Source organism: Kitasatospora sp. NPDC058046 (assembly GCF_042885595.1).
Classification (GTDB): domain Bacteria; phylum Actinomycetota; class Actinomycetes; order Streptomycetales; family Streptomycetaceae; genus Kitasatospora.
Map to the genome: position 1 here is coordinate 358,610 of NZ_JBHVRS010000001.1, position 23,929 is coordinate 382,538.

Consider the following 23,929-nt stretch of genomic DNA (forward strand, 5'->3'; position numbering starts at 1 on the left):
CTGCGCGAGGTAGCCGTCTTCCGGGATCGGTCTTCTCGTGGGAGGGGGCCAGACAGCTTGCCCAGCCGACCCGAGAGGTCGGCACGGCTTCGGCCGTGCTGCTGGCCCCCGGCTTCCGTTCGGGTCACGCCGCAAGGGTGACCGAGCGCCGGGTTCCGGGCGCGGTCTGGTGGTGCAGTCGCTCCCACCAGGCGCCGAAGGCGGGCCGCTCTTTGTCGAGAACGCCGGCCGGTGCGAGGGCGAGCGCCTTCTCGATGGCCGGGTAGCCGATGGTGCGCGGGATGATCTCGGCCCTGGTGATGCCGTACTCGTCGGTGACCACGGTTCCGGCGGAGGTGGCGCGGAGCATGTGCTGGGCGTCGTCGTGGTTCCCGGTGAACACCGTACGGACGCTGCGCCACGCCGCGCCCTTGGCCGCGGGGTCGTCGCGGCGGGGGTGGACGATGCGGCGGACCTCGTAGACGCTCCACCGTTGCCGTCGAAGGTCCTCCTCGAACCGGGCGAGGACGTCGGTCAGCCCGTGGGAGCGGGCGAGGTCCTGGGCTGCGACGCTGCCGTAGAGCTTCGAGCGCGGGTTGAGGGCCATGGCGGTGAACTCCAGGGCGAGGGCTTGAGCGCCGATGGCCGGCTCCGCCCGCCAGCGTTCGATCAGCTCGGCCCGACCTCGGTGGCCCGCCGAGAAGGGGCAGTAGCCGCACGCGGACCTCGACCAGGGCTCCCCGAAGAGGTCGAGCAGGTACTGCGCGCACTGCTGGCGGTCCCACCCCCAGTCGTTGATCAGCGGGTACTCGGGACGGCGGCCGGTGGCGGTGAACCCCTCGTCGCGCTCGGCTCGGCGCAGTTCCTCGGTGGCGAAGCCGAGGACGTGCCGGAAGGGTCGGCCGTCGAACTCGTCGCCGAGCCACCCGTCGAGTACGTGGCCCTTCGCGTGCAAACTGCATAGCCGACGTTTGGCCGCGAGCTGCGGGACGGTGCCGCTGGCGCGCAGCTCGTCGGACAGGCGCCACGGCCCCTTCATGATCAGCCGGAGCGGGGTTCGGGAGTCGTCCAGCACGGTGTACCCGCCGCGCTGGCTGGTGCGGCTGATCTGGACGAGGCGCGTACCGGTGCCACGCAGCAGCGGCAGCAGGTGTTCCTCGGTGAGGCGGCGAGTCACGTCCGGCTCGTCGCCGGTCATCGCGGTGAGCACGGTCAGCCGGTCCAGAGGGAAGTCCCGACTGGCCGGCTCGGTGAGCCAGCGGGCGAGGACGGCAGTGCTGTCCAGGCCCATGCCGTAGCTCAGCACGACGGGGAGGTCAGCGTCCGCAGGGGCGTGGCCGGTACGGGTCATGCGGCACACCCCTCCGTACGCTCCCCCACGGTGCAGGATGATGCCCCGTACGGGCGCAGGGGGCGTACGGGATCGGCATCCGTACGCTCGGCGGCGGTGATGATCTGTTCCATCGACAGGTCGCGGCGGAAGGGCTGGCCGATCTCGTCTTCGACGAGGACGTAGTCGAGTGCGGTGTCGGGGGCCATCCGTGCGGCGGTGATGAGCTGGGCGCGTCCGGCGAACGGGCACAGGCGGCAGCTCAGGCGGGGCAGGTGCTGGTAGGCGGGGTGGGGCGGGATGCCGCTGGCCCGAACGGTCTTCCACACGTCGTCGGTGCTGAGTCGGTGGATGGGCAGCCAGGTGGTGATCTGGCGCCGGCCTGAGCTGGCGGCACGGTCCGTGCTGAGGGTGGGGCGGCGAGCCCGTACGGTGCTCTCGTCGGCGCGCAGCCCGAGCGAGGTGACGATGTGCGCGGGGCGGCCGGTGACTTCGAGCCGGGCGGTCAGCTCGGTGTAGAACTTCCTGGCTACGTCTCGCTTCAAGTACGAGCGGCAGAAGGGGGTGCCCGGTCCGGGCCACCGGCCGCGGGACCGGACGAGGTCGAGCAGTCCGCCGCGCTCGCGGCGGCGGACCTCGAAGGGCAGCCCGTACGCGGCGGCCTGGCGGGCGGCGAGGGCCGGCACGCCGTCCCATTCGGCTTCGCCGAGGTCGAGGTGGAGCACGACGGTGCGTTCCAGCATCTCCTCGGTGGCGGTGGTCGCCCACAGGTGGAGCATCGCGGCGCTGTCCTTGCCCGCGCTGTTGTTCAGCACGTACGCGTCGGCGTCACGCAGCTGCGGCGGTATGTGGAGGGTGGTGCTCACGTGCGGGTTCCTTGTACGGGTTCGGTGCGGGCTGGGAGGTGGGGGGTACGGGCTGGTCGTCGGCGTCGCGGGGCGTACGGACCGGGCTGAGGGGCTTCGGCGCGTCCGTACGGGCGGCGGCCTCCTGGGAGACGGAGGGTTCCGCACGGCCCCGATGGAGCTTGCGGGCCTCGCCGACTCGCTTCTCGCACCAGGACCGGCCATAGCCGGTCGTACGGGTCAGCGCGTCGTAATCGGGCTTCCACTGCGGGTCGGCCATCATCGCGGCGAGCAGCTCGGTCATGACGCTCAGCTGAGTCGGCCGCCGCTGGGGCGGCTGAGCCAGGTCGGGCTGCTCGTCGTCGGGGTCCGGCTCGGCCGGCTCCGGTTGCTGGGGCTCGTCCGCCGGTGGTGCCGGGGCCTGGTGCGCGGCGGCCTCGGGGGCGTCATCGTCGTTCTCTCCCGCAGGGTTGTCCTGCGGTTCACGGGGTTCGGAGGGTGCGGCTGGGGGCTGCGGGTCGGTGGAGCGGGACTCGATGATTCCGGCGGCAGCCAGGAACGCGACGGCGGGCCAGGCGGCCATCACGTATCCCCAGGGTGTGGGCTGTGCGACGGCGAGGTTGGCGGCCAGGCTCATGGCGACGCCGAGGACCAGGACGGCCCGGGGCCAGCGGGCGGAGTGTCCGTGGCGCTTGCGGCGGCGCAGTTCGGAGACGGCGCCCAGGGCCATCAACTCGACCGAGACGGCGATGGCGTACGCCACCCAACCGGTCTGGCCGGCGCGATCGGCGGTTTGGACGACGTGGGCGAAGGACACCGCAAACGCCGCGACTCCGAGGACGCCGACGACGATGTCCGCAGTGAGCGCGTCTCCGTCGCGCGGGAGGTGGAGCCTGGTGGGTGCCGGCTTGACGGAGGCGTTGTGGAAGGGCGCTCTGTTGCCGGGGTGGGTTGGGGTGCTCACGTGGTGCTGGTCTTCCGGGTTCGTGGGAGGTCGTCGCGGCCCGGTTGCCCTCCGGGCCGCGACGGTTGACGGGGCCTGATGTCAGCGGTGCTCGCCGACGTGGCGCTTGCGGCTCTCGTCCACGTAGTCCTTGGTGGTGGAGCGGGTGGCCCACCCGCACGTGCACGCGGCGGTGGAGTACGCCCGCCCGGGGCACCCCTCGGTGAGGGGCCTGCCGCTGCTGGTGTGCTTGTGGGTGGGCGGGCACTCGCTGTCGTCCGCGTGGTGGTCGGTGCGGGGTGCGCGACACTTGAGCGCAGGAACGTTTCCTCCCGGCTGCCGGGTCGGGGGCGAGGTGGGGTGAACCTCGCGTTCGCGGCGCTCGGCGGCCGTCTTCAGCGCGGCCCACTCGGCTTCCTGAGCGGCCCACTCGTCCTGGGTGAGGGCATCGCCGACCACGAGGTCAGCGGCGTGGTGGAAGTGGGTCTCCCAGTCGGCCGCGACCAGGCGCCCGGCCTCGGCCTGGGCCGCTTCGGGGGTGGCCGCGAAAACGGTCACCACGTGCACGGTGATGTGGTCCACGGGAACGGTGTACTTCGGCATGCTTCTGGTCTCCTGGGCAGTTGGGGGCTTGGTACTGACCGGGCTCGGCGCGGCCAGGTGGTTGCCGGGCCATGCCGAGGCGGTTCAGGAGTCGGAGGCGCCTGTCAGGGGCTCCCAGTTGCTGCCGTTCCAGAACTCGGTCACGGCGCCGAGGGTGAGGGGTTGGCCGAGGGCTTCGAGAAGCTGCTTCCGTGCGGCGGCGGTCTCGGGCATCACGGCGTTGGCGGTGATCCGGGTGCGGTCTGCGGTGACCTCTCGGACCATCGTGCGGCCGTTGCGAAGATGAGCCCGGAGCGCGCGGGCGATGCTGTACTCCTTGACCAGCAGGTCGAGCAGCAACGACGTGCTGAGGGGACGGCCGTTGAGGCGGCATGCGTCGGCGAAGCGCTCGAAGTCGGCCGCGTTGAAGTCCTTGCGGGGGACGAACTCGGTGTCGCCCCCCGTGCCGTGGTTCTCCGCGCTTCCGATCGTCACGCGGCCGTGGCTGAGGGTGGCCTTGAACGGGAAGCCGCGCCGAAGCGTCAACTCACGGTAGGCCGTGACCTCGTAGCGGGGCTGGTCGGGGGTCTGGAGCCCGGTGTGGGGCAGGGTCGGCACGGTGTGGTTCTCCTGGTGGTGCGAAGGGTGAGGGTGTGCAGCAGGAGGGCCGGGAGGGGTTGGGCCGAGGTGCGGGGTCGATCCCCGCAGCTCGGCGCCCCGAGCCGGGTGCCGGCTGGCCACGGGCGGCAGAGGCCGGCGGGCGGTGCGGCGCTTGGTGCTGCGATGGGAAAGCGGCGGGAGGGGTTGGGCCGAGGTGCGGGGTCGATCCCCGCTCCTCGGCGCTCCCGTCCGGTGGGCCGCCCAGCGTCGCGCTGGGCGGCGGTTGGACCAATTAACCGGGCTGGTCGGCCTCGGGCTCGGCTTCCGTCAGCTCGCTGATGACCTTCTCGATGCCTATGGTCGTCCTGTGGAGCTGGTCCCGGGCGGCGGCGGCGCGGATGTCGTACAGCTCGAAGTACCGGACTTCGTCGTGTGGTTCGACGGGGAATCCGTCGCGGTCCGGGTCGTACGTCGGGAGGGCTGCGCGCAGCTCCTCCTCCCACTCCTCTTCGAAGGTGGTGACCTCGGCGACCAGATCGCGCAGGCGGTCGGCGGTGGTGTTCATGGCGGGCTCTCCCTCGGGCGCACTGGGCTGCGGTGGCTGGTCCGTGGCGAGCCGCCCGGCCCTCTCGGGCCGGGCGGCGGGGCGGTCACAGCGAGGCAGCCAGCTCCATGGCGCGGATGCCGAGCGATTCGAGTTCGTGAGCCTCGTCGGCATCGGGGAGGGTCTGGGCGACGGAGGTCACGGCGTGCATGACGCCACCGGCGGACAGGTCCGCGCCCCGGATGAAGTGGGCGAAGATGTCGGCCCGGACCGCTTCGGAGAACCGGAGACGCTGGCTGACGGTGGTAATCGCCTTCTCGGGGTCCGTGATTTGAGCTCCGGCCTTCTCCTCGATGTCCCGCAACTGCCGGAGGATGTAGTCGCGGTCAAGGAAGGTGCGCACGGCGTCGGCCGTCTGGGAGGTGACCAGATCCAGGGTTCGATCCTGGGTGGTGCCGCTCCACTGGATCACTCCGTCCGCCTGACGTCCGCCGATGTGCACGGACTTCATCGCGTCCTTGGTGATGGTCATGCCGTTGTCGCAGACCTGGACGACCAGCCGGGGCACGATCGTGAACGCCCCGCACCCGGTCTCACTGTTGCTGATCTCGAACCCGGCGAAGACGGTCGGGTTGTCGCTGCCGCGCGCCTCGGTGAACGGGGAGCGGTAGTTGCGCAGCAGCTCCGGGGCGTAGGCGCGGACTTCGTCGGCGACAACCCGGACGTACATCTTCTGGTCGGTGAGGTCACAGCTGTCCAGGCGGACCTGAACACCCGCGTCGCAGACGCCCCGGAGCGCGGCGGTCAGGATGTCCAGGTTGTCGATGATCCGGTAGCTCGCGCTCAGGAACGCGCGGGCCGTACCAGCGTCCTCCCCCTGGCCGGGCCGGAGCGTACGGATCATGTAGCTCTTGGCCTCGCGGCTCTCGTGCGTGAGCCAGCCATTGACGTTCTGATCCCACAGCTCCGGGGCCTCGACGCGGGTCTTGCGCAGGTAGCCCACCGGGATGCCCAGCTTCTCGGCCAGCCCTGCCTCGGCGACGCCGGTGAGGCGAAGCTCGGTGGCCTTGCGGGTGACCCCGTCAGGGGTGATGTCGTACTCGTAGTCGCTGCCGTCCACGATCAGTCGGCCACCTTCGGCGCGGATGTTCTGCGCCGGGGTGATGATGTCGGCCTTGCGGGGCTGCTGCTCCCGCAGGATGTCCACGATCTCGCGCAGACTGGCGTTACGGGTGGAGGTCTTGGCCAGGGAGATGGTCATGTGTGAGGTCCCTTCGCATGTGGTCAAATCGTGGGCCGCTGGCCAGGGTTGCCCTCCCCGACCAACAAGACAAGAATACATCAAAAAGGGTTTTTAGGCAAGTCACTGGACATGCGGACGCCTGGTCACCTCGTCCACCATGTCCGACATCTCTCGAAAGACGGACACGGTGACGGCCGCCGACCAACGCCGGGTGCAGGCGATAGCCTCCCCGGCACCCGACTCCCACGCGACCGCCGCGCGCAGGCCGGGCCGCACCGGAAGTTCGGGGCTGACCACGTAGTGCGCGCCGGGCAGGTAGGCGTTTCGCCACGCCCTGCCGATGGTGTCGAGGGAGCACACGAACGCCAGGCGCAACTGCCACGGAACCGTGAGCCTTCCGCCCTCGCGCACAGCCGAGACCCTGGCCTGAGCGCCCGCCAGGAAGGCGTCGAGCGCGACCAGCGCGCGGCACGCCTGCTCCCAGTCGGCGACTGCGAGCGATGGGACGGAGGGCAGTTGCGCAAGCTCCTCCGGGGCCACCTCCCGGACGACGGCGGCGGCGTCGTCGAAGCGCGACCCGATGGCGGACAGGACGGCGAGGACCTCACGGGAGCGGGCCGGACGATCAACGGTGAGATCGTAGTGGACGTCGATGATCTTCATGCATCTTCCTTCGAGCGAGGGCAGGCCACGGCCCGGCGGCTCGCCGGGCCGTGTGGAGGGTCAGTTACGGAGGCCGGACGCCCAGAGCAGGCCCGCGAAGCTGCGGGCGACGGCAGCGGGATCGTCGCCGCCCCGGGTCCACGTGGGCACCTTCTCGTCACGGACCTGCGCGGCGGGCGCGGCGTAGATCGCCCCGCGATACAGCGCGTACTCCTCGCCGGACGCGGGGACGCGCAGCTCCCAGGTGCCCAGCTCTTCGCACATGATCTGGACGGCGTAGGTCCGCGCGGAGTGGACGATCACGACCGTACGGGGCGCGCGGGGGATGCCGATCTCGGTAAGCATGTGGTCGAGTTCAACGGCGGCGGCCAGGCGTTCGGCGTAGGGGAGTTCGGTGATCGCTTCGGGGGTGAGCCAGCACCGACCACAGCCAGCCCCTTCGGCATGGCCGCACTCGGCCCGCTTGGCCTCGTTGATCTCCCGGAGGCGCATCAGGTCGATCATGCTTAGGTGGCACCTTTCAGTCAGTTCCTCGTGGGCTGCCGGTCGGGGTTGCCCTCCCCGACCAACAAGATAAGAATACACTAAAGAGGGTTTTCAGGCAAGTTCAGGGACAGGACTCCCCACCCCGGGAAAGACGGGTGACGGGCCGTCAGTTACGAGGGCGCACCTTCCCCGTCCCCCCGACAGCTGCCTGGGGTCCGGGGCAAAGAGGCCGTCCGGGTCAAGGGCCGGCCGAAGGCCGGTGGCGAAGCCACGCGAAGCGCCCTTGAGGCGGGCGGCCGGCTCCGGATACTGGGCCGCGAAGGGGGGCCGGGGGAACCGCGCAGCGGGGCGCCCGGACCAGAAAAAGCAGCCGCGCCGAAGGCGCGACCGAATCCCGCCCGCCCCCGGCAGCAACAACCACCGAGGACGGGGACGGGGAACTGGACTCAGAACGGGTCGAGTTCGGCGATCCTCTCGTAAGCGGCTTCCTCGCGGTACCGCAGGTACGCGCCGTACGTCAGCTCCTGGCGGTCGCCCTGAACGCTGGTGGCGTCGGCGAGGTGGAGCAGTGCGGTGATCAGGTCGCAGACGACCAGGGACATGGCCTCCGAGATCGTGGGCTCGCACTGGTAGGCGCCAGGTGTAGCGGCGGCGAAGGCGTGGGCGGCGAGCAGCGCGCGGGCCGCCTCGTCGGCGGTGCTCCGCTCGGGACCATCGGTGAACATGAGGAGGCTCCTCGATTCGGCCGGACTGGCAGGGGGCCTAGGAAGCGATGGCGGGGACCAGGATCGGGCGGTTGGGGCCTTTCGGTGCCTGGGTTCGGCGGGCCGGGCGGCTTAGCGCTGCCCGGCCCGGCTGATCATCCCGCCATGGCCGGAGTCGGCCAGGGGTTGGTGGCGGGCGGGGTAGTGGGACGGGGCGGCCACGTCGCGGCGGGCGCGGCCTGCTGGGGGGCGGCCTGCTGGAGGGCGGCCTGCTGGAGGGCGGGGCGCTTGCCGGACGCCTTGGTGACCTCGGCGGTGGCGAAGCGCAGGCTCGGGCCGACCTCGTCGATCAGCAGCTCGGTGAAGCTGCGGCGGGGCCCGTCTGCGGGCTGGTACGAGCGCTGCTTGAGCGTGCCGGTGACGATCACGCGGGCGCCCTTGGTCAGGCTCGCTGCGATGTTCTCGGCGTAGCCGCGCCAAGCGACACACGGCATGGACAGGGAGTCGCCGTCCCGCCATGCGCGGGTCGCGCTGTCGTACACCTTCTCGTTCGCGATGACGGTCATGTTGACCACCGCCGCACCGCCGTCCGTGTACTGGAGGGTCGGATTGTCCGCGAGGTTGCCGATGAGGGTGATCTTGGTCTCGCCTGCCATAGTCGCTGCTCCTCTTGAGGTTCGGTACGGGCGCCGTGGTCTCGGTCCGCCGGTCGGGGGTGCCCTCCCCGACCAACAAGATAAGAATACACCAAAGAGGGTTTTCAAGCAAGTTCAGGGACGGGACTCCCCCACCCCGGGAAAGACGGGTGACGGGCCGTCAGTTACGAGGGCGTACCTCCCCCGTCCCCCCGACAGCTGCCTGGGGTCCGGGGCAAAGAGGCCGTCCGGGTCAAGGGCCGGCCGAAGGCCGGTGGCGAAGCCACGCGAAGCGCCCTTGAGGCGGGCGGCCGGCTCCGGATACTGGGCCGCGAAGGGGGGCCGGGGGAACCGCGCAGCGGGGCGCCCGGACCAGAAAAAGCAGCCGCGCCGAAGGCGCGACCGAATCCCGCCCGGTTCGCCGTCGAGCACTCGGGCGCTTCGGCCGGTGCTCTACCCTGGTAGTCCGCATGCTCCACCCGTTCGCGGGGGGTGCTGTGGTCTCTGGCCGGTGGACCGTGCCAACCCGCTTCCGCGGGGGTGTCCACCGGCCGCCCTCGTTTCCGGGGTCAGCGCCGGATGGTCGGCTGGTTGGACGGCTGGATGGCTGGTGGCTGGATCACCGGTGTCGGCGTCGGAGTTGCCCTGACGGTCGCGCTGCTCGCGGTTGCTGCTCGGGTCCTTGGTGCCGGCTGGTCGACGGTGAGGTCCGAGAGCATCGACCGCAACGGGCCGGAGTTGCCGTTGAAACTGGCGATGGACGCGAGCGTGTTGCGGTCGGGGTCGAGGCGGGTCCAGTCGATCGGGTGTCCAGCGTCGGCAGCTAGCTGGCCGAGGTACGCCCGCTGTGCCCTGCCGTTGCCCTCCCTGAACGGATGCAAGGCGTTGACGTCGCCGTACAGGTCGGCCAGGCCGGCGAGGAAGCTGTCGCGGTCGAGGCCGCGCAGGTGGTTCTGGCGGCGGGCGAGACGGCCGAAGGTGTCGTTCGCGAAGTCGGGGATCATGCGGACGAGGCAGAACTGGGTGTTGTCCTTGGCGATCTCGATGCTGCGGATCTGGCCAGCCCACGGGTAGATGCTGCCGAAGACCTCCCGGTGGAACGCCTGGAGGTGCGCCAGGTCGTAGGTGCCGGGGATCGGCTTCTGGGCGAGGCGGGTGAGGCGGGCGGCGGTGATGTCGGCCTCGGCGGTGGCGAGGGCCTGGTGGTCGGTGATGCCGAGCGTGTTCCGCAGAACGCCGCTGTCCGGGTCGGCGTACGGGTCGGCCATCAGGGGGCCGGCTGCTCGGTGCCCGGGGCGCGGTGGCGGGCCTCGGCGCGGGCCACCAGTTCGTCGGCGGAGATCGTTCCGGCGGCGTACTCCTCCGCGTCGGCGTCGTAGGCCGCCGTGGGGGTGAGTCCCTCCGCCTGGACCGAGCCCAGTGCGGAGGACAACGCGCGGCGGCGGCTCTCCGGGGTGTCGGGGTCGTGCATCGGTGTTGCTCCTCGTCTCCGCGCGGGGCGGGCGCGGGTGGTTCTCATCAGCGTACGTGCCCGGCGCTGACCGGCACACCGGCGCTCGGGACGGGCGCGGCAGACGGCCGGCCCCGGTCGGCGGGCGCGCGCGAGGGGGAGGGGCTCGATGCCCCTCCCCCTCGGTGCCGGCCGCCGGTCCGGGCGGCCGGGTCAGGCGGCGATCGGCTCGGCCTCCGCCACCGGCTGAGGCAGCGCTGTCACGCGGCCCTCGCCGGTTTCAGCCTTCTCGATCACGACAGACTGGGCCGCCGCCCGTTCCCGCTCCCGGGTCAACTGCTCCTGGAGCTGGGCCACCTCACCCTCCAACTTCCTGACGGCGTCCTGGTGGTGGCGATGGCGGGCGGGTGCGTGCTGCTCGTCGTGGGCCCGGCGCAGCTCGGCCGCCCACGGGCGGGAGAGCATGTGCCGTGTGATCGCGTAGACGATGGCGGCGGTCCTGCGCTGGGTGCCTTCCGGGGCGCTGGGACTGTAGTGGCCGCCGATCTCCCGCCGGACGACCAACCACCTGTGACTAGCCGGGCTCATCGACTCGGGGTGGAAGACCGCTTGTTGGGCCAACTGGACTCCGTAGACGGTCGGCGCGTCCTCAAAGTGCTCGGTGAACGGGCTCGGCGTCGGCTTGCCATACGTGATCTCGATGGCGGTGCCAGAGCAGCAGTCCAGGTAATAGTGGCCCGGCTGCCACCCCACGGTGATGGTGCCGCCCAGCTCCGCGACGCGGTACAGGGCGGCCCCGTGTTCCCAGTCCAGAGTGATGGTGGCGTGCATCCGGTAGCCGCCTTCGGTGACCAGGGTGACGTACTGCGGGCCGACCGGCCGGGCGCTGTTCATGCCGCCGCCCGGGTGAGCGCGGGGGCCTCGGCGTCCTCGAAGATCGGCACCTTCCCGGCGGCCAGCTCCTCGATGTCGGGGAGGTTGCCCCACCGGCGCGCGGCGTGCCGGTAGGCCGTGGTCCAGAGGTTGAGCTGGCTGGTGACGGCGTCCATGTCGGTGACGATCGTCAGGAGCCCGCCGATGCTGACGCGCAGCTGCGGCGCGCGGGTGGGGCTGAGCTTCGCGGGCAGCGCCTCCACGACTGGCGGGCGGACCGGGGCGTCAAAGCGCAGGTGCCCGGAAATCAGGCCCTCGGGCTCCGGAACGACGCCAGACCGTACCCCCGCGAACAGGGCGGCGGCCTGAGCGGCAGCGCGCGACCACGCCTTGTACGCCTCGTAGGCGGGCTGCGGGTGGGCCAGGCGGATGCGGGCGGAGGGCATGGTCATCAGGATCGTTCGGGCGATCAGTACGGCGTGCGCCTCGTGGCGACCGGCGAGGTGCACGGCAAGATCGGTTCGGACGATGGGCGGCGGGTCGTCGGTGGTAGCGAGGTACAGCATGCGGGGCCTCCGGCCTTGGTGGTGTGGTCTCCGAGAGCCGGGGGTGTCCGGTGCCATCGGACACCCCCGGCGTGGCGGGGAGGGCGTCACCCCCCGTGGTCAGGCAGCGATCGGTTCGTTGATCTCCGGGTAGCGGGCTTCCCAGTCGTCGGCCTCTTCGACCTGGTCATCCGTGCCGTCGCTGTCCGCATCTTCGGACTCGTTCTCCGTCACAACTGCGAGGTAGCGGTCCAGCGGGTCTTCCAGCTCCTCGTCCTCGTCCTCCTCGGCGACGGCCGCCAGCTCCGGCCCGTCCCCGCCCTCCTCGCCTTCCAGCTCCTCGTCCTCGTCCTCCTCGGCGACGGCCGCCAGCTCCGGCCCGTCCCCGCCCTCCTCGCCTTCCAGCTCCTCGTCCTCGTCCTCCTCGGCGGCAGCCTCGGCGGCAGCCTCGGCGGCAGCCTTGGCGGCGGCCTCGGCGATCCTCGCCCGGAGTACGGCCAACAGGTCGATCTCGGGCTCGTTCAGCTCGTAGCCGTAGGCCATGAGGAATTCGAACCACGCCACGGCCACCGCCGCCTTCCCCCACCCGGAAACAGCATTTCGAACCTCGCGTTCCGCGCGCACCGCCACGATGGCGAGCATCACCAGGGGCAGTCGTGCCTCGGCCGTACGTCCGATGAAGCGTCCGAACCGGGCGGTGCGGTCGTCGTCACCCGGCGCTTGGAGGAAGGCCAACACCTCGGGGTCATGCTGGTCAGCCCCCAGCGAGTACAGCATCGCGAGCACCTTCCGGGTCATCCCCTTCGGCACCTTCTTGGACCGGCAAAGCTGCTGGATGTACTCGTGCCGCACTTCCTGAGCGATGGCGAGCGCCTCCTTTCGCTCACGGTTGGCCTGCTCCGCCGCCGCCTTCGCCTCCTCCTCGGCCTGGCTGCGGAACGAGTAGCTCCGCAGCAGCACCGTGTGCCCGTACTGGTGCGGGTCACGGCACAGCCACCTGGCTTTGATGTCGCCCTGTACGTTCTCGTTGAAGAAGGCCGCGTGTCCGCCGCAGCTCTTGTGGTTCTCCGGCGTCAGCACCACCCCGTCAGCGTCGGCAAGATCCTCTAGGCCGACCTCCTTCGACCCGCCCCAGCCGAATCCGTACGGCTCGCCGACCATCCGGACGCCAGCAGCCTTGAGCGCCTGCGTGGTCTCCCGGCGCTGCACGGCCTTCACGGCCTTGGCACGCTCGTTCTTGATGGCCCAGCTGAGCTTGCCACCCCGTTCGATCGTGTCGAGCAGCCGCTTGTACGCCTTCGGGTCGCCCTCGAACTCGGCGATCAGCTCGGCGTCGTCCAGCGTGAGCGCTCCCTCGTCCACGGCACTCCGGGCGGTCTTCGGCATCGCTGACAGAGCGATCGAGGCCCTGACCTTCTTCGGGTCCTGAGCGACTCGCGCGGCGATCTGGTCGGCGTCGAGGCCGAGTTCGATGGACAGTTGTGCGTAGGCGTCGGCGATCTCGCTTTCGCGCATGTCCTCGCGGTGCATGTTCTCGACGAGCTGCGCGATGATCCGCGCTTCCTCGGCGCTCAGGTCGTTGCGCACGATGACGTCGACGGTCCGGTTGGCCTCGATCGAGCCCTTCGCGCGACGGTTGCCCAGGATGATCGCGACCCCGCCCTCGTAGGGGGTCGCGATGATCGGCTGGAGCAGGCCGTGTTCCTTGATCGAGCCGACGAAGTCGGGCGTCAACTCGGCCTTGCGGACGTTGCGCGTGAAGATCAGCTCAGCGGGGTCGATTCCTTCGAGGAGGATCTTCGCCGGGGCCTCCCCTGGGTCGGCGGCCTCGTCGTCGGGGTCGACCCCGATTGCGTCCGTCAGCTCGATCGGCTCCGGCGCACAGCTCTCGTCGTCCAGCAGCTCAGCGGGGGCGATTACGGTGGTCACAAATCCTCCAACAGGTGCCTGGTCTCTGCCCGTTGGGCGGGGGTGCCATCCCCTCCCAACAAGAACAATAATACCCCAATGAGGGTTTTTGGTCAACCAGACTTGATGGCTTCGGGCCGCTTCGGCCGAGGCGGATTCATGATCGTTTGCGGGTCGCGCGGAAGGTACGGCGGCACAGCTGACCAGCCCGTACACACCTCCCCCGTCCCCCTGATAGCTGCCTGGGGTCCGGGGCAAAGAGGCCGTCCGGGTCAAGGGCCGGCCGAAGGCCGGTGGCGAAGCCACGCGAAGCGCCCTTGAGGCGGGCGGCCGGCTCCGGATACTGGGCCGCGGAAGGGGGACGGGGCCCTCTGCAACGTCGAGTACAACCGGAAAACCACCCAGCGCAACTAGCGCCTCACCGGGCCCCTCGCGCACCTGGTCCGCTACTCACATGCAACGGGTCAGCCCCCGGCTCCCGCGGGTCGTGTGGGGCCTCTTCGAGCACTTCCTCGGCACCCGACAGGGCGCCCTCCATGCGGCTGCGGAAGGGTTCGGACAGGGCAGCGGAGTCGAGTGCACAAGAGGCGAGCATCCGTTCGTACTCGCCTGCAACGTCGGGAACGAGGCGCTCGCGGACAACCGAGTGCCCAAGCAGGTCGCGCAGCACGTAGCCGTCGCCGGTTTCATTCGCCTGGCCGGACACCTTCGCGATCAGGCTTCGGGCGGCAGACGAGTCCGGGTCGGCGGCGTCGAGTGCGGTCAGGGCGAGGCGGGTGGTGAACACCGTGAGGCCGTCTGCCTGCTGGAGCGCGAGATAGCGGTTGATCGCCATCTCTGCGGCACGCCGGTTTCCAGGGCGGCACAAGGCGGTGAGCGTCGCCGTGACCGCGTTCTCCCATGCTTCACCCGGCTCGGTGTCCTCCAGCAGGGCGCGGGCGCCGGGAAGGTCGTTGGCGGTGGCTCGGGCGAGAACCGCGACCTGGCGGCCGTCGAAGATGCGCCGACCGATGCCGCGGTGCCCCTCGATGTGTCGCAGGGCCTCGTCCCAGCGGCCAGCGGACGTAAGGGCTCGGGTGCCGTCCGCGAGGACCACACGCCACAGCCACGCCCGGACCTCGGCGCGCTGTTCGTCGGTCTCGGTCAGCTGGGCGGGCACCCCGATGCCGTCCAGTACGGCCTCGGTTCCGGCAGTCACGGCGCGGTAGAGATCGAGGAGGAACTGGTGGCCGTGCTGGTGGTGTCCGGCGCGGATGTGAAGGCGGGCGACGTTGACGATGGGTTCGAGGCCGCGGATGGCGCTCGTCGCGGGGAGCGGGCCGCGGGTGAGGTAGAGGGCAGCGTGGCGGTGGCACAGCTCACGGGCGTAGTCGGGGAGGCCGACGTCGGAGGCCAGGAGGGCTGCCTGGTTGAAGACGGTGGAGGCCAGGCCCGGGTCGGTCTGCCGGGAGGCCGTGTCGGCCAGCTGCTGGAGCCGGCCGACACGAGCTTCGAGGGGCAGGCACGCGGGCCGGACGCGGGCGACCAGCGGGAAGCGCTGGGCTGTGGGTCCGGTCGGGTGCACGGGGCTACTCCCAGATGACGGTGATCGGGTGGTGGGGGCGGTCCAGGACGAAGCGCCCGGCGGCCGGGTCGGCGGGAGCTCCGGCGGCGTCGGGGAGTTCGAAGCGGAGGGTGCGGTCGCGGAAGTGCTCGTTCCAGGTGCGGAGTTCCTCGCAGACGAGGTCGGCGAGGGCAGCGCCGTAGGGGCCGTGGCCGACGACGCCGGTCTCATACACCTTGCGGCCGTCGTTGCCGGGTTCGCCGGCGCGCAGGGTGAGGTAGGCGAGGGAGCTGTCGTGGACGGTGGCCATGGCGCCCCAGGGGAGCATGGGGGTGACGCCGCGCTCCTGGGCGGTCTTGGCCACGCTCATCCGCATGATCGACTTGGGGAGGGTGAGGGCCAGCCAGAGGTCGTGGTACTCGTAGGTGGTGCCGGCCGGGATGGTCACGCCGCTCCAGCGCTCGTGGCGCCGGGTGTCGAGGACCCCGAGCAGCTTGGAGGCGTCGACCGCGTCGGCCTGGTCCTTGTGGACCTGGAGGGTGACGTCGCCCTGGCCGGTGAGGGTGACGGTGCGGCGTTCGTCGTCCATGCTGCCGCGCAGCGGCATGAAGACGGCGAGCTGGTCGTTGACGGAGGCCCAGCCGTCCTCGCCGCGTTCGAAGGCGATGACCCTGCTGGCGGTTCCGCGCAGCCGCAGCGGCAGGACGATCCGGCCGGTCGGCTTGACCTGCTGGGGCCAGGCGGTGGGCATCTCGCTGGCGCTCACGGTGGCGATGATCCGGTCGAACGGTGCGCCTTCGGGGTGGCCGAGGGCGCCGTCGCCGAGGACGACGGTGACGTTGGCGGCCCCGGCGTCGGCGAGGTGCTTGCGGGCGCCGTCGACGAGGTCGTCGTCCACGTCGACGGCGACCACGTGTCCGTCCGGTCCGACGATGTGGCCCATGTAGGCGGCGTTGACGCCGGTCCCGGCTCCGGCCTCGAAGATCTTCTCGCCGGGCTGGGCGTCGAGCTGTTCCAGCATCATGGCGACGATGGTGGGCTGGGAGGCGGCGCTGATCTGGGTGCCGGAGCCGTCGGTCTTGGTGTAGGTCGGGTTGTCGGCGTAGGCGACGTCGAGCGGGAAGCCGGGCAGGAAGTGCTCGCGGGCGACGGCGCGGAAGGCGTTCTCGACCGGGGCGCTGGTGATGTGCTTGCCGGTGAGCAGGCGCTCGGTGAGAGCGTCGCGCAGCTGCTCGGCGGCCGGGGTGGTGCTGTCGCTGAGAGTAGTCACGTGGGCGACCCTAGTGGTTGTGCGGATGGTTGGCTGCGAGGGCGCGGGGTCCTCGCCGGAGTGGAAGACTGCGGCCACCGCCCTTGCTGCGGTGGCGGATTGGTGCTCGACGGTGACGCCGGCGCGGTTGGCGTGGAAGAGCGTGTGGTGGGCGAGGACGGCGCGCAGTCCGCGGGTGAGTCGGCCGTCGCGGTGCAGGCGGACGAGGTCCTGTCCGGTCCGCTCGAAGGCGTCGACCCAGGCGGTGTGCCCGGCGAGTGGTTCGCCGGGGCGGGTGAGCTGGCGGGTGTCGAGGGTCATCAGCCTGCGCATCGCGGCGGTCAGGGTGGCCACCCGCTCGGGCGCAAGGGCGGGCGGGTCGGGGCGTAGGTCGGCGACCCTGCTCCAGACGTCGCCCTGCTCGTACCAGTCGAGGCCGGCGGCACGGAGCATGGCGGAGACGAGGACGACGGCGGTCTCGGTGCGGCCGAGGGCGGGCGGGTCGGGCCGGGCGGCGCGGGCCATCACGTGCCGGCTGTCGGTGTGGAAGAGCCGGTGGGCGGTCTCCATGGCCTCGGCACCGCCGAACGCCATGGTCTCGGGCTCGTAGACGACGCTCGCCCAGCCGGTGAGGAGTCCCTCCTCGGTGAGGGTGTCCAGGAGCGAGGTGACGACGGGGGCGGGGGCGTCGGCGAGGTAGCGCAGCCGCAGCCCGTGCTTGCGCATGTACCACCAGCCCTCCAGCGCTCCGGACTTCTCGGCGAAGTCGAGGGCGGGGGTGAGGTGGTGGGCGGCGATGGGTTCGACGTTGGCGGGGTCGGCGAAGGTGAGGTCGTGCTGAATCCAGCTGGTCGTCATCGGTCGGTCCTCGGTCAGGCGGTCAGGCGGTCAGGAGGCAGGCGTCCCAGCGGGTCGCCGGTGCGGCGTGGGTGGCGGGGGCGAGCAGCGCGAGGGCGGTGCCGGCGGCGCCGTCCAGGAAGGAGGGTCCGGTCTGGGCGAGGAGCCGCCGGGCCTGGGCGTCGGGGTCGGTGCGCGGCGGGTGGGCGGTGTCCAGGAGCAGGGCGGCGGCGGACCGCAGCCGGGCCGCGGTGCGCGGAAGGGCGTCGGCGGCGGCTCGGTGCGCGATGTGGGCGAGCCCGGCGTAGCCGTGGCAGGCGGACAGGTCGGTGGTCGCCGCCAGCGACGGCGGGTCCAGCAGGGCAGTGGCGAGGGCGTCTTCGGCGTCGTGCCGTAGGCGCTGGTCGCCGAGGGCGAGGGCGGCGAGCTGCTGAGCGCGGGCGATTCCCGCGGTGCCGTAGCACCAGCTCGGCCGCTGCGGGGCCAGCGGTCCGCGGACCGCGCGGGTCAGGTGGGCAGGGGTGATCCAGTACGGCCAGGCGTGGCGCTCGCGCCAGCGCTCCAGCCAGGCCAGGATCGTTGCGATCGCGGCCCGTTGGCCGTCGACTTCGACGCCGTGGCGCAGGGCCAGGGCGAGGAGGGCGAGGGGACCTGCGATCCCGTGCGCGAGCCCGTTGTTGGCGTGCCCGTCCGGGAACCGGTCGTCCGGTTCGCCGGAGGGGCCGCTGGGGGTCCACCAGCCGGGCAGGACCCGGCCGTGGTGCTTGACGTCGTCGGTGAGGCGGACCAGGTAGGTGAGCACGGTGCGGATCGCCTCGCCGCGCGGGGCGCGGTGCAGCAGGACGGAGCCGATGCCGGCCAGCCCGCGGATCGTGTCGAACTCGGCCAGGGCCGGGAGTTCCGCGGCGTCGATCCGGGCGAGCGCCGCCTCACAGCGGCGCTGCGCGTCGGCGGCGACGGCCTGGCCTAGGTGGTCGAGCGCGCGCCGGAAGGAGCCGGGCCGGGCCTGGGCGGCGCAGCCGAGAACGTGCGCCAGGGCGGGGGCGCCGTAGTAGAGGTGACTGTCGGGGCCGCTGGTGACCTGATTGTCGGCCGCCACCTCCAGCCAGGCCCGCGCACGCTCCCACGGGCCCCGCCCGGCGGCGGCGCGCTCGATATGGAGCAGGGCGACGCCGGGGGCACCGGTGGCCAGGGACTGGCGCCACTGCGGACGCGAAGCCCAGCTCACGGGGACGCGGTTGGGGTCGGCGAGGAGGTCGGCGATCCGGTCGGACAGGTGGAGGGCGGGGTGCGGGTTCACAGGTCACCGTCCCGGGAGAGGCGGGCGAACGCGGCGGCGCGGGCCAGGTACAGGACTTGGGCCTCGTCGTCGAAGTCGATGCGGTGGGTGCGGCCGTAGGAGCAGTGCAGCAGCGAGCCGAGGACGTCGTCCGGGGAGACGCCCTGGGTGTGCGGTCCGGGGAAGAAGCGGCGGTAGGCGTCGAGGGCCTGGTGGCGCTCGGCCCAGGCGTCCACGATCGCGGCGCCGCCGGGCTGTTCGCGCAGCGCCGCGAAGCCGTCCGCGGGGTCGGCGAGGCGGACGGCCTCGCGGAAGACGGGCCGGGCGATGGTGGCGGGGGGCATGGCGGGGACGTTGCGGATGAGCCAGCGCAGCCCGGCGCCGGGCGAGCCGGTGAAACCTGAGGCGATGGCGACGGCGTGGGAGGTCAGCAGCGCCAGCCTCCCGGGCCGGGCGGGCTGGGACAGGTGGGCGAGGGCGGCGGCGGAGTCGGCGCGGAAGGCGTGCTCGGCGGCGGCCCAGGCGGGGCCCTCGCCCCAGCGGCCGTGCTCCGTGTAGGAGGTGGGGTAGACGACTGCGGACAGCAGCCCGGCCCGGTGGAGTCCGGCGGTCCAGGTGCTGATCACCGTGGCGGCGTGCCCGAACGCGTCGGGGTGGGGCAGGGTGATGCGCAGCCGCAGGTGCTGGCCGGGGTCGCGGAAGCGCACGAACCACCAGTCGGGGTCACCGAGTTGGTCCAGGAGGTCGGGCAGGTACTGGGTGAGGATGACGTCCTGGCGGTCGAGGTCGCCGTACAGCGAGGCGAGCAGGAGGCGGGAGGTGCCGGGGGCGTCGCCGTGCCCGGGCGGCAGGAGCCGCGCGGTGGTGGGCTTGGGCAGCACCGGCCAGGGCGGCGCCTGGGTGGCGGTGACCGGGACGGCGATCTCGTGGGCCCGGCCTCCCGACCAGCCCAGGTCGGTCGGGGCCGGTGTCTCCACGAGGACGGCGTGCGGCGCGGAGGTGAGGTGGGAGCGCAGCAGGACGCGGTGGCCAGGGTGGTCGAGGTCGAGGGGCAGGCCCTGGCTGTCGGCGGCCAGCAGCACCCGCCGTGGTGCCCGGCGCCGCTCCAGCAGGTCGAGCAGAGCCGCCTCCCACTGCTGCCACGGCGCGCGCGGGTCCGGCAGTTCGGCGGCGGACAGCCGCCATGCGGCCGGGGACAGGATGACGCGGCCGTGCCGCAGCCGGGGCCGGAACGGCAAGCTGGAGAGCGCGCCCCAGGAGAAGGCGGTGACCTGCGCGCCCTGGGCACGGGAGAGTTCGCAGATCAGCCGAGCCATCGGCGCCGTGTGGGTGCGCAGGTTCAGGGCGTTGGTGGCGTTCGCCTCGATCCGCACCCCGAGCGCGGGCGCGGCCAGGTACATCCGGCGCCCGTCGCAGCCGACCGCCAGGTCCTCCAGCCGCACGACACCCTCGGCGCCCGAGCGGTGCTCGGCGAGGCTGACGACCAGCTGCCCGGTCGCCGCGCTGCGGGCCACGTGCCCGGTCGCCGGGTCCAGCGGCGGGCAGGACAGCTGCGCGGTGACCGACTGGTCGTCCATGGCCGGCAGGTTCGTCAACACGCTGGTGAAGGCCGCCCGGTGCTGCGAGTCGAGGAGGTGGAGGAAGCGTCCGGTCGAGACACCGGCGGCGCGGGCGACGGAGACGACCTCCAGCCAGAACTCGCCCCGGTCAAGGGCCTGTCGGCTGGCGGCGTGGAGGCCGAAGACGACTTCCAGGTGCGGGGGCAGGCGCGGCCCCTCGGCGGGGCCGAGGTCGAGCGCGTCCAGCAGTTGCTCGCCGAGGACGACCTCGCGGTGCCCGTCGAGCGCCGCCCGCTGGGCGAGGGAGGCCAGGATTTCATCGCGCTCGCCGAAACGCGGCGGCTCGGCGGGCCGGGCGCCCGGGTAGCCGTCCGGCCAGCCGATCCCGCTGTCCGCGACCACGTCCAGCAGCGGTACCAGCGCGCCCCGGCCGAACCGCTCGTAGAACCGCTGGTGGTAGGAACGCCATGCCGCCGTCCCGAAGGGGAGGGCGCTGAGGCGGGTGAGCAGCCCGGCGGCCTTCGCCGCTTCGTCGGCCACGGCCTGGGGCAGGACGAGGTCCGCGTCCAGACGCACGTCCACGGCGAGCCCCGTCCGGTCCTGCGCGCCGGGCTGGGCGGTGGCGGTCATCGCCCGGGTGATCTCCGTGCGGGCGGTACGGCTCGGCAACCGGGTGTGGGCGGCGATCGCACGGTCGGCGGCGCGCAGGTCGGTGAGCAGGGCGGCGGCTTCCGGGGCTTGGTCGGCGCCGGCCTTCTCCAGCGCGGCCAGCAGGTGAGCGAGCGGGTCAGGCTCGGTGGCCGGGGCCCGGAGGCTGGTGATCAGCGCGCCGTGGGCGACCAGCTCGGCCAGCACGCCCTCGATCCTCGCCGTGGCCGCTGCGGGAAACTCCGCACGGAGCTTGCCGGTCACCACCCCGAACGGGACCGGGCGGCGGGCGGCATCGAGCGCGAAGGCGACCGGGCGGGTGTGGCGCAGGCTCACCTCCGCCGCGCCCGTACCGCCCCCGGGCCGCTCCAGCGGCCGGTGCGGGATCACCAGCCGGTCACCGCGAACGTGGCCGGTGTCGTTCGCCGCCACCTCCAGCCGGCAGAGCAGCGCAGATATGCGCTCCAACTGGCCGATCACATGGGCGAGCCAGGCGGACGAGGCCCGCGCGACAACCTGGTGACCGTCGCCCCAGCGCAGGTCGGCGACGGGAGCGAAGGTCGCCGCCTGGACACCGGCGAAGTGCCCGAACGGAGTCGGCCGCCCGGTCGCCCGCACCAGGTAGCGGGCGGTGGACAGGGCGGCGCGCCGCACCTCCCGCGGCTGCTGCTCACCGGAGAGCAGCTGTCGGACCTGGCGGGCCAGGGCAGGGCTTGCCAGAGCGAGCGCCTCGGCGGTGTCCTCGTCGGCCCACACCTCGCGCAGCCACTCGGCCTGTTGGGCGTCCGGCTCGGGGCTGGTGGTGGTGAGGTCCGGCCAGGCGGGGACCGGCAGAGCGGGACGGGCGACAGCGCGCACCAGTGCCACGTCTGCAGCGCGGTAAGGGGCCGAACGGGCGGAGCGGCGCATCGGGGACCTCGGGAGTTGTCGGGACGCTGGCGGGGCGGTGGTGCCGCCGGAAGGACGGCTGTCCTTCCGGCGGCACCGGGTGGATCAGTGGAAGCCGGTGGTGCAGGCACCGCACGTCGCGCCGCAGCCGTCGTCCGTGAGGACCTCCAGGCTGGCGGCGTCGGTCCGCTCGACGATGGTCACGTCGAGGTCGAACTCGTCGGTGGCCGCCACCGGGGCGGCCGGGGTCTCGGCCTTGATCTGACGGGCCATGTGATACCTCCTGTTCGAACTTCCCTTGCGGGACCTGGCGTCGGGGCGCGGACGTGCGCCTCGCATCACCAGGAGATGGTGAGGCGACCTCGCCGCCCGTGGCCGGCTGTCCACGGGCGGCGGGCGGTCAGCCGTGCGCGCGGGGCGTTACGGCCGGTCGCGGTGACCGGGCGCGGGACGGACCGGGGAGCGGTCGTCGCCGGCGTGGCTCGTGCTGGTTCGGCCGGGGGCGGTCACGGGAGGTTCGTCTGGGTGATCCGGGCGTCGAGGCGATCCATGTCCCTCAGGCTGGCCAGCGCGGTGTACTGGTCGAGGCTGGCGCTGTACCAGGCGAGCGCTGCCTCCTTCGCCCCCGCGCGTTCGGCGTCCTGGCCGAGGAACTCCGTGGCGTGGGCACACCAGTGGGCGTGGCCGATGTCCTCGAACATCTGCCGGGCCTGGGTGAGGGCGGTGACGGCGAGGTCATGGCGTCCGGCGAGGGAGTGGGCTTCGCCGAGGAAGGCCAGGGCCCGGGCGGCGTTGAGCGGGTCGGGCGGCTTGAGCAGGGCCAGACTCGCGTGGGCTTCCGAGAGCGGGGCCACGCCGTCGTCGGGCTGGCCCTGGCGGGCGGCGGCCGAGCCGAGCAGGATGTCCGCCAGCGCGGCACCGCGGAGGTCTTCGAGGTCGTCGTAGAGGCGGGCGGCCTCGCTGAGGTGGGGCTTCGCGTCGGCGTAGTGCTCGCCGGCCCACAGGCACGAGCCGATGCCCATCGTGCACTGGGCGATCCCGCCGAGGTCCTCGTCGGCGGCGGCCAGGTCGAGGGCCTCCTGGTAGCGCTGTCGGGCGTCGGCGAGGCTGCCGGTCCCTTTCAGGGCGAGGGCCAGGGTGGTGGTCATCTCGCGGATCGCCATGCGGTCGCCCCAGAGCTTGGCGGACCACAGGCCCTGCTTGTGGGCGGCCACGCTGAGGTCGAGGCGTCGCAGGCGGTGGAAGAGCGGCCACAGGTCGTGGACCAGGACTGTGAGCGCCTGGTGCTCGCCGAGTTCGCGGGCGGCGTCGAGGGCGGGCTGGATGGCGGGTGCGATGGCCTCCAGCCAGGCCAGCGCACTGTGCTCGCCGTCGAAGCGGATCGGTTCGCTGGGCAGGTGGCGGTGCTGGCGGGGCAGCACGCGGTGGTGCGGGGTGAGCTGCTGGACGGTGGCGTGCGCGGTGGCGGTCAGGACGTCCAGGTAGCGCTGGACGACCAGGACCCGGATCTTGTTCGAGTCGGCGCCGACTGCGGAGGTCCGGAAGCTGTCGTGCAGGGCGGGCCGGAACCGGTACACCTCGCCGCGGCCGGTACATCGGCCGGTGTGCTCCAACAGGTGGCGGGCGGTGAGGTCTTGGAGCAGCATCCCGGTTTGGACGACCGGGGTCGCGGTCGCCGCGGCGGCCGTGAGCACGTCGAAGTCGGGTGCGGGCAGCAGCGCCAGGAGCCGCAGCAGCCGGGACTCGGGTTCGGGCAGCGAGTCGTAGACGAGCGCGGTCGTCATCGTGACGGCCTCCGTGGTTGTGGGTGCGGCGAGCACCGGGTGAGCGCTGAGCGGCCGGGCCGGGTCGAGCACGGCCTCCCCGGCGGCGAGGCCGACCGCGAGCGGGTTGCCGCCGCAGGCCAGGACCATCGCGGCGGCGGCCTGCGGCTCGGCGTGAACGCGCTGCTCGCCGACGATCCGGCCGAGCAGCAGGAGGGAGTGCTCGGGTGAGAGCGCCTCCAGACGGTGGTGGCGTGCGCCGTGGGCGGCGAGGGCGGGAAGGGGCGCCGAGCAGGTCACGACGACCGCGCACTGAGGGCTGGCGGGCACGAGCGGGAGAACCTGCTCGGCCGCTTCGGTGTCCTCCAGCACCACCAGCAGCCGCCGGGTGGCGGTCACCGACCGCCACAACGCCAGCAGCTCCTCGGTGTGCCACGGCAGCACCTCGCCGTTGCCGAGACCGAGCGCCCGAAGCAGGGCTCGGGTCACCTCGCCGACCGAGGCCGGACGGCCGGCGCGCAGCCGGGCGACCAGCTGGCCGTCCGGGAACCGTTCGGCGGCCCGGTGGCCCCAGCGGGCGGCGACGGTCCGCTTCCCGATTCCGTCCGGGCCGCTGATCACCGCGACCGGCGCGGTGGTCGGCGGCGGGTCGGCCAGCGCCGCGTCGAGGAAGGCGAGCGCGTCCGAGCGGTCGGTGAAGACCGCGGGCACCGCGAGCAGTTGCCGGGGCGTCGGCCAGGCCCGGCGCTCGGGGTGGAAGTGGATGGTGTGGATGTCACGCGCCTGCACGGCGGTGTGGAGCTCGGCGGAGCCGCCGATGGTGTTGCTCACCG

22 protein-coding genes are annotated in these 23,929 nt (G+C 72.3%); all 22 read right to left on the reverse strand.

Annotation, left to right across the window (positions count from 1 at the left end):
* Window positions 1-124: 124 nt before the first annotated feature.
* The 22 genes from ACFVU7_RS01650 to ACFVU7_RS01755 all read right to left on the reverse strand — a co-directional run bounded on the left by ACFVU7_RS01650 (window position 125) and on the right by ACFVU7_RS01755 (window position 23,927).
* On the reverse strand, window positions 125-1,330 hold the full coding sequence (locus ACFVU7_RS01650) for a hypothetical protein (RefSeq protein ID WP_388043710.1): 1,206 nt from the start codon (window positions 1,328-1,330) through the stop codon (window positions 125-127).
* Window positions 1,327-2,175, reverse strand: a complete 849-nt coding sequence (locus tag ACFVU7_RS01655) for a phosphoadenosine phosphosulfate reductase family protein (protein ID WP_388043712.1) — start codon at window positions 2,173-2,175, stop codon at window positions 1,327-1,329. The genes ACFVU7_RS01650 and ACFVU7_RS01655 overlap by 4 nt, the downstream gene beginning before the upstream one ends.
* Complete coding sequence (locus tag ACFVU7_RS01660; RefSeq protein ID WP_388043714.1) at window positions 2,138-3,118, reverse strand: DUF2637 domain-containing protein; 981 nt, start codon at window positions 3,116-3,118, stop codon at window positions 2,138-2,140. Before ACFVU7_RS01660 ends, ACFVU7_RS01655 begins: the two co-directional genes overlap by 38 nt.
* A gap of 81 nt (window positions 3,119-3,199) precedes the next feature.
* Window positions 3,200-3,700 carry a hypothetical protein gene (locus ACFVU7_RS01665; RefSeq protein ID WP_388043716.1) on the reverse strand — a complete coding sequence of 167 codons (501 nt, stop codon included), beginning with the start codon at window positions 3,698-3,700 and terminating at the stop codon, window positions 3,200-3,202.
* Window positions 3,701-3,784: 84 nt separating this feature from the next.
* Entirely contained in the window at window positions 3,785-4,297 is a 513-nt protein-coding gene (locus ACFVU7_RS01670; protein ID WP_388043718.1) for a hypothetical protein, read from the reverse strand.
* Window positions 4,298-4,571: 274 nt separating this feature from the next.
* Entirely contained in the window at window positions 4,572-4,844 is a 273-nt protein-coding gene (locus tag ACFVU7_RS01675) for a hypothetical protein (protein WP_388043721.1), read from the reverse strand.
* 85 nt (window positions 4,845-4,929) lie between these two features.
* Complete coding sequence (locus ACFVU7_RS01680; protein ID WP_388043722.1) at window positions 4,930-6,084, reverse strand: DUF932 domain-containing protein; 1,155 nt, start codon at window positions 6,082-6,084, stop codon at window positions 4,930-4,932.
* Window positions 6,085-6,186: 102 nt separating this feature from the next.
* Window positions 6,187-6,729, reverse strand: a complete 543-nt coding sequence (locus ACFVU7_RS01685; RefSeq protein WP_388043724.1) for a hypothetical protein — start codon at window positions 6,727-6,729, stop codon at window positions 6,187-6,189.
* 60 nt (window positions 6,730-6,789) lie between these two features.
* A complete protein-coding gene (locus ACFVU7_RS01690; RefSeq protein WP_388043725.1) occupies window positions 6,790-7,233 on the reverse strand; it encodes a hypothetical protein in 444 nt (147 codons plus the stop codon).
* A gap of 428 nt (window positions 7,234-7,661) precedes the next feature.
* Window positions 7,662-7,940: a hypothetical protein gene (locus ACFVU7_RS01695; protein ID WP_388043727.1), complete on the reverse strand. Its 279-nt coding sequence runs from the start codon at window positions 7,938-7,940 to the stop codon at window positions 7,662-7,664.
* 134 nt (window positions 7,941-8,074) lie between these two features.
* Window positions 8,075-8,575, reverse strand: a complete 501-nt coding sequence (ssb, locus tag ACFVU7_RS01700; protein ID WP_388043729.1) for a single-stranded DNA-binding protein — start codon at window positions 8,573-8,575, stop codon at window positions 8,075-8,077.
* Between the two features lie 548 nt (window positions 8,576-9,123).
* A complete protein-coding gene (locus ACFVU7_RS01705) occupies window positions 9,124-9,822 on the reverse strand; it encodes a Fic/DOC family protein (protein ID WP_388043731.1) in 699 nt (232 codons plus the stop codon).
* Entirely contained in the window at window positions 9,822-10,025 is a 204-nt protein-coding gene (locus ACFVU7_RS01710; protein ID WP_388043732.1) for a hypothetical protein, read from the reverse strand. Before ACFVU7_RS01710 ends, ACFVU7_RS01705 begins: the two co-directional genes overlap by 1 nt.
* Window positions 10,026-10,217: 192 nt before the next feature.
* Window positions 10,218-10,898, reverse strand: coding sequence for a hypothetical protein (locus ACFVU7_RS01715; RefSeq protein ID WP_388043735.1), 681 nt, complete (start codon window positions 10,896-10,898; stop codon window positions 10,218-10,220).
* Window positions 10,895-11,443: a hypothetical protein gene (locus ACFVU7_RS01720; RefSeq protein WP_045700690.1), complete on the reverse strand. Its 549-nt coding sequence runs from the start codon at window positions 11,441-11,443 to the stop codon at window positions 10,895-10,897. The genes ACFVU7_RS01715 and ACFVU7_RS01720 overlap by 4 nt, the downstream gene beginning before the upstream one ends.
* A 99-nt stretch (window positions 11,444-11,542) precedes the next feature.
* Window positions 11,543-13,351 (reverse strand): ParB/RepB/Spo0J family partition protein, encoded by a 1,809-nt coding sequence (locus ACFVU7_RS01725; protein WP_388043737.1) that lies wholly within the window; start codon window positions 13,349-13,351, stop codon window positions 11,543-11,545.
* A 397-nt stretch (window positions 13,352-13,748) separates the two neighbouring features.
* Entirely contained in the window at window positions 13,749-14,894 is a 1,146-nt protein-coding gene (locus ACFVU7_RS01730; protein ID WP_388043739.1) for a hypothetical protein, read from the reverse strand.
* Window positions 14,895-14,898: 4 nt separating this feature from the next.
* Complete coding sequence (gene fxlM / locus ACFVU7_RS01735) at window positions 14,899-16,980, reverse strand: methyltransferase, FxLD system (protein ID WP_388043741.1); 2,082 nt, start codon at window positions 16,978-16,980, stop codon at window positions 14,899-14,901.
* A gap of 22 nt (window positions 16,981-17,002) precedes the next feature.
* Complete coding sequence (locus ACFVU7_RS01740) at window positions 17,003-18,259, reverse strand: lanthionine synthetase C family protein (RefSeq protein WP_388043743.1); 1,257 nt, start codon at window positions 18,257-18,259, stop codon at window positions 17,003-17,005.
* Window positions 18,256-21,303 carry a lantibiotic dehydratase gene (locus ACFVU7_RS01745; protein ID WP_388043745.1) on the reverse strand — a complete coding sequence of 1,016 codons (3,048 nt, stop codon included), beginning with the start codon at window positions 21,301-21,303 and terminating at the stop codon, window positions 18,256-18,258. The genes ACFVU7_RS01740 and ACFVU7_RS01745 overlap by 4 nt, the downstream gene beginning before the upstream one ends.
* A 135-nt stretch (window positions 21,304-21,438) precedes the next feature.
* A complete protein-coding gene (locus ACFVU7_RS01750) occupies window positions 21,439-21,606 on the reverse strand; it encodes an FxLD family lanthipeptide (protein ID WP_078860513.1) in 168 nt (55 codons plus the stop codon).
* A 233-nt stretch (window positions 21,607-21,839) separates the two neighbouring features.
* Window positions 21,840-23,927: an NB-ARC domain-containing protein gene (locus ACFVU7_RS01755; protein WP_388043747.1), complete on the reverse strand. Its 2,088-nt coding sequence runs from the start codon at window positions 23,925-23,927 to the stop codon at window positions 21,840-21,842.
* Between the last annotated feature and the right edge of the window lie 2 nt (window positions 23,928-23,929).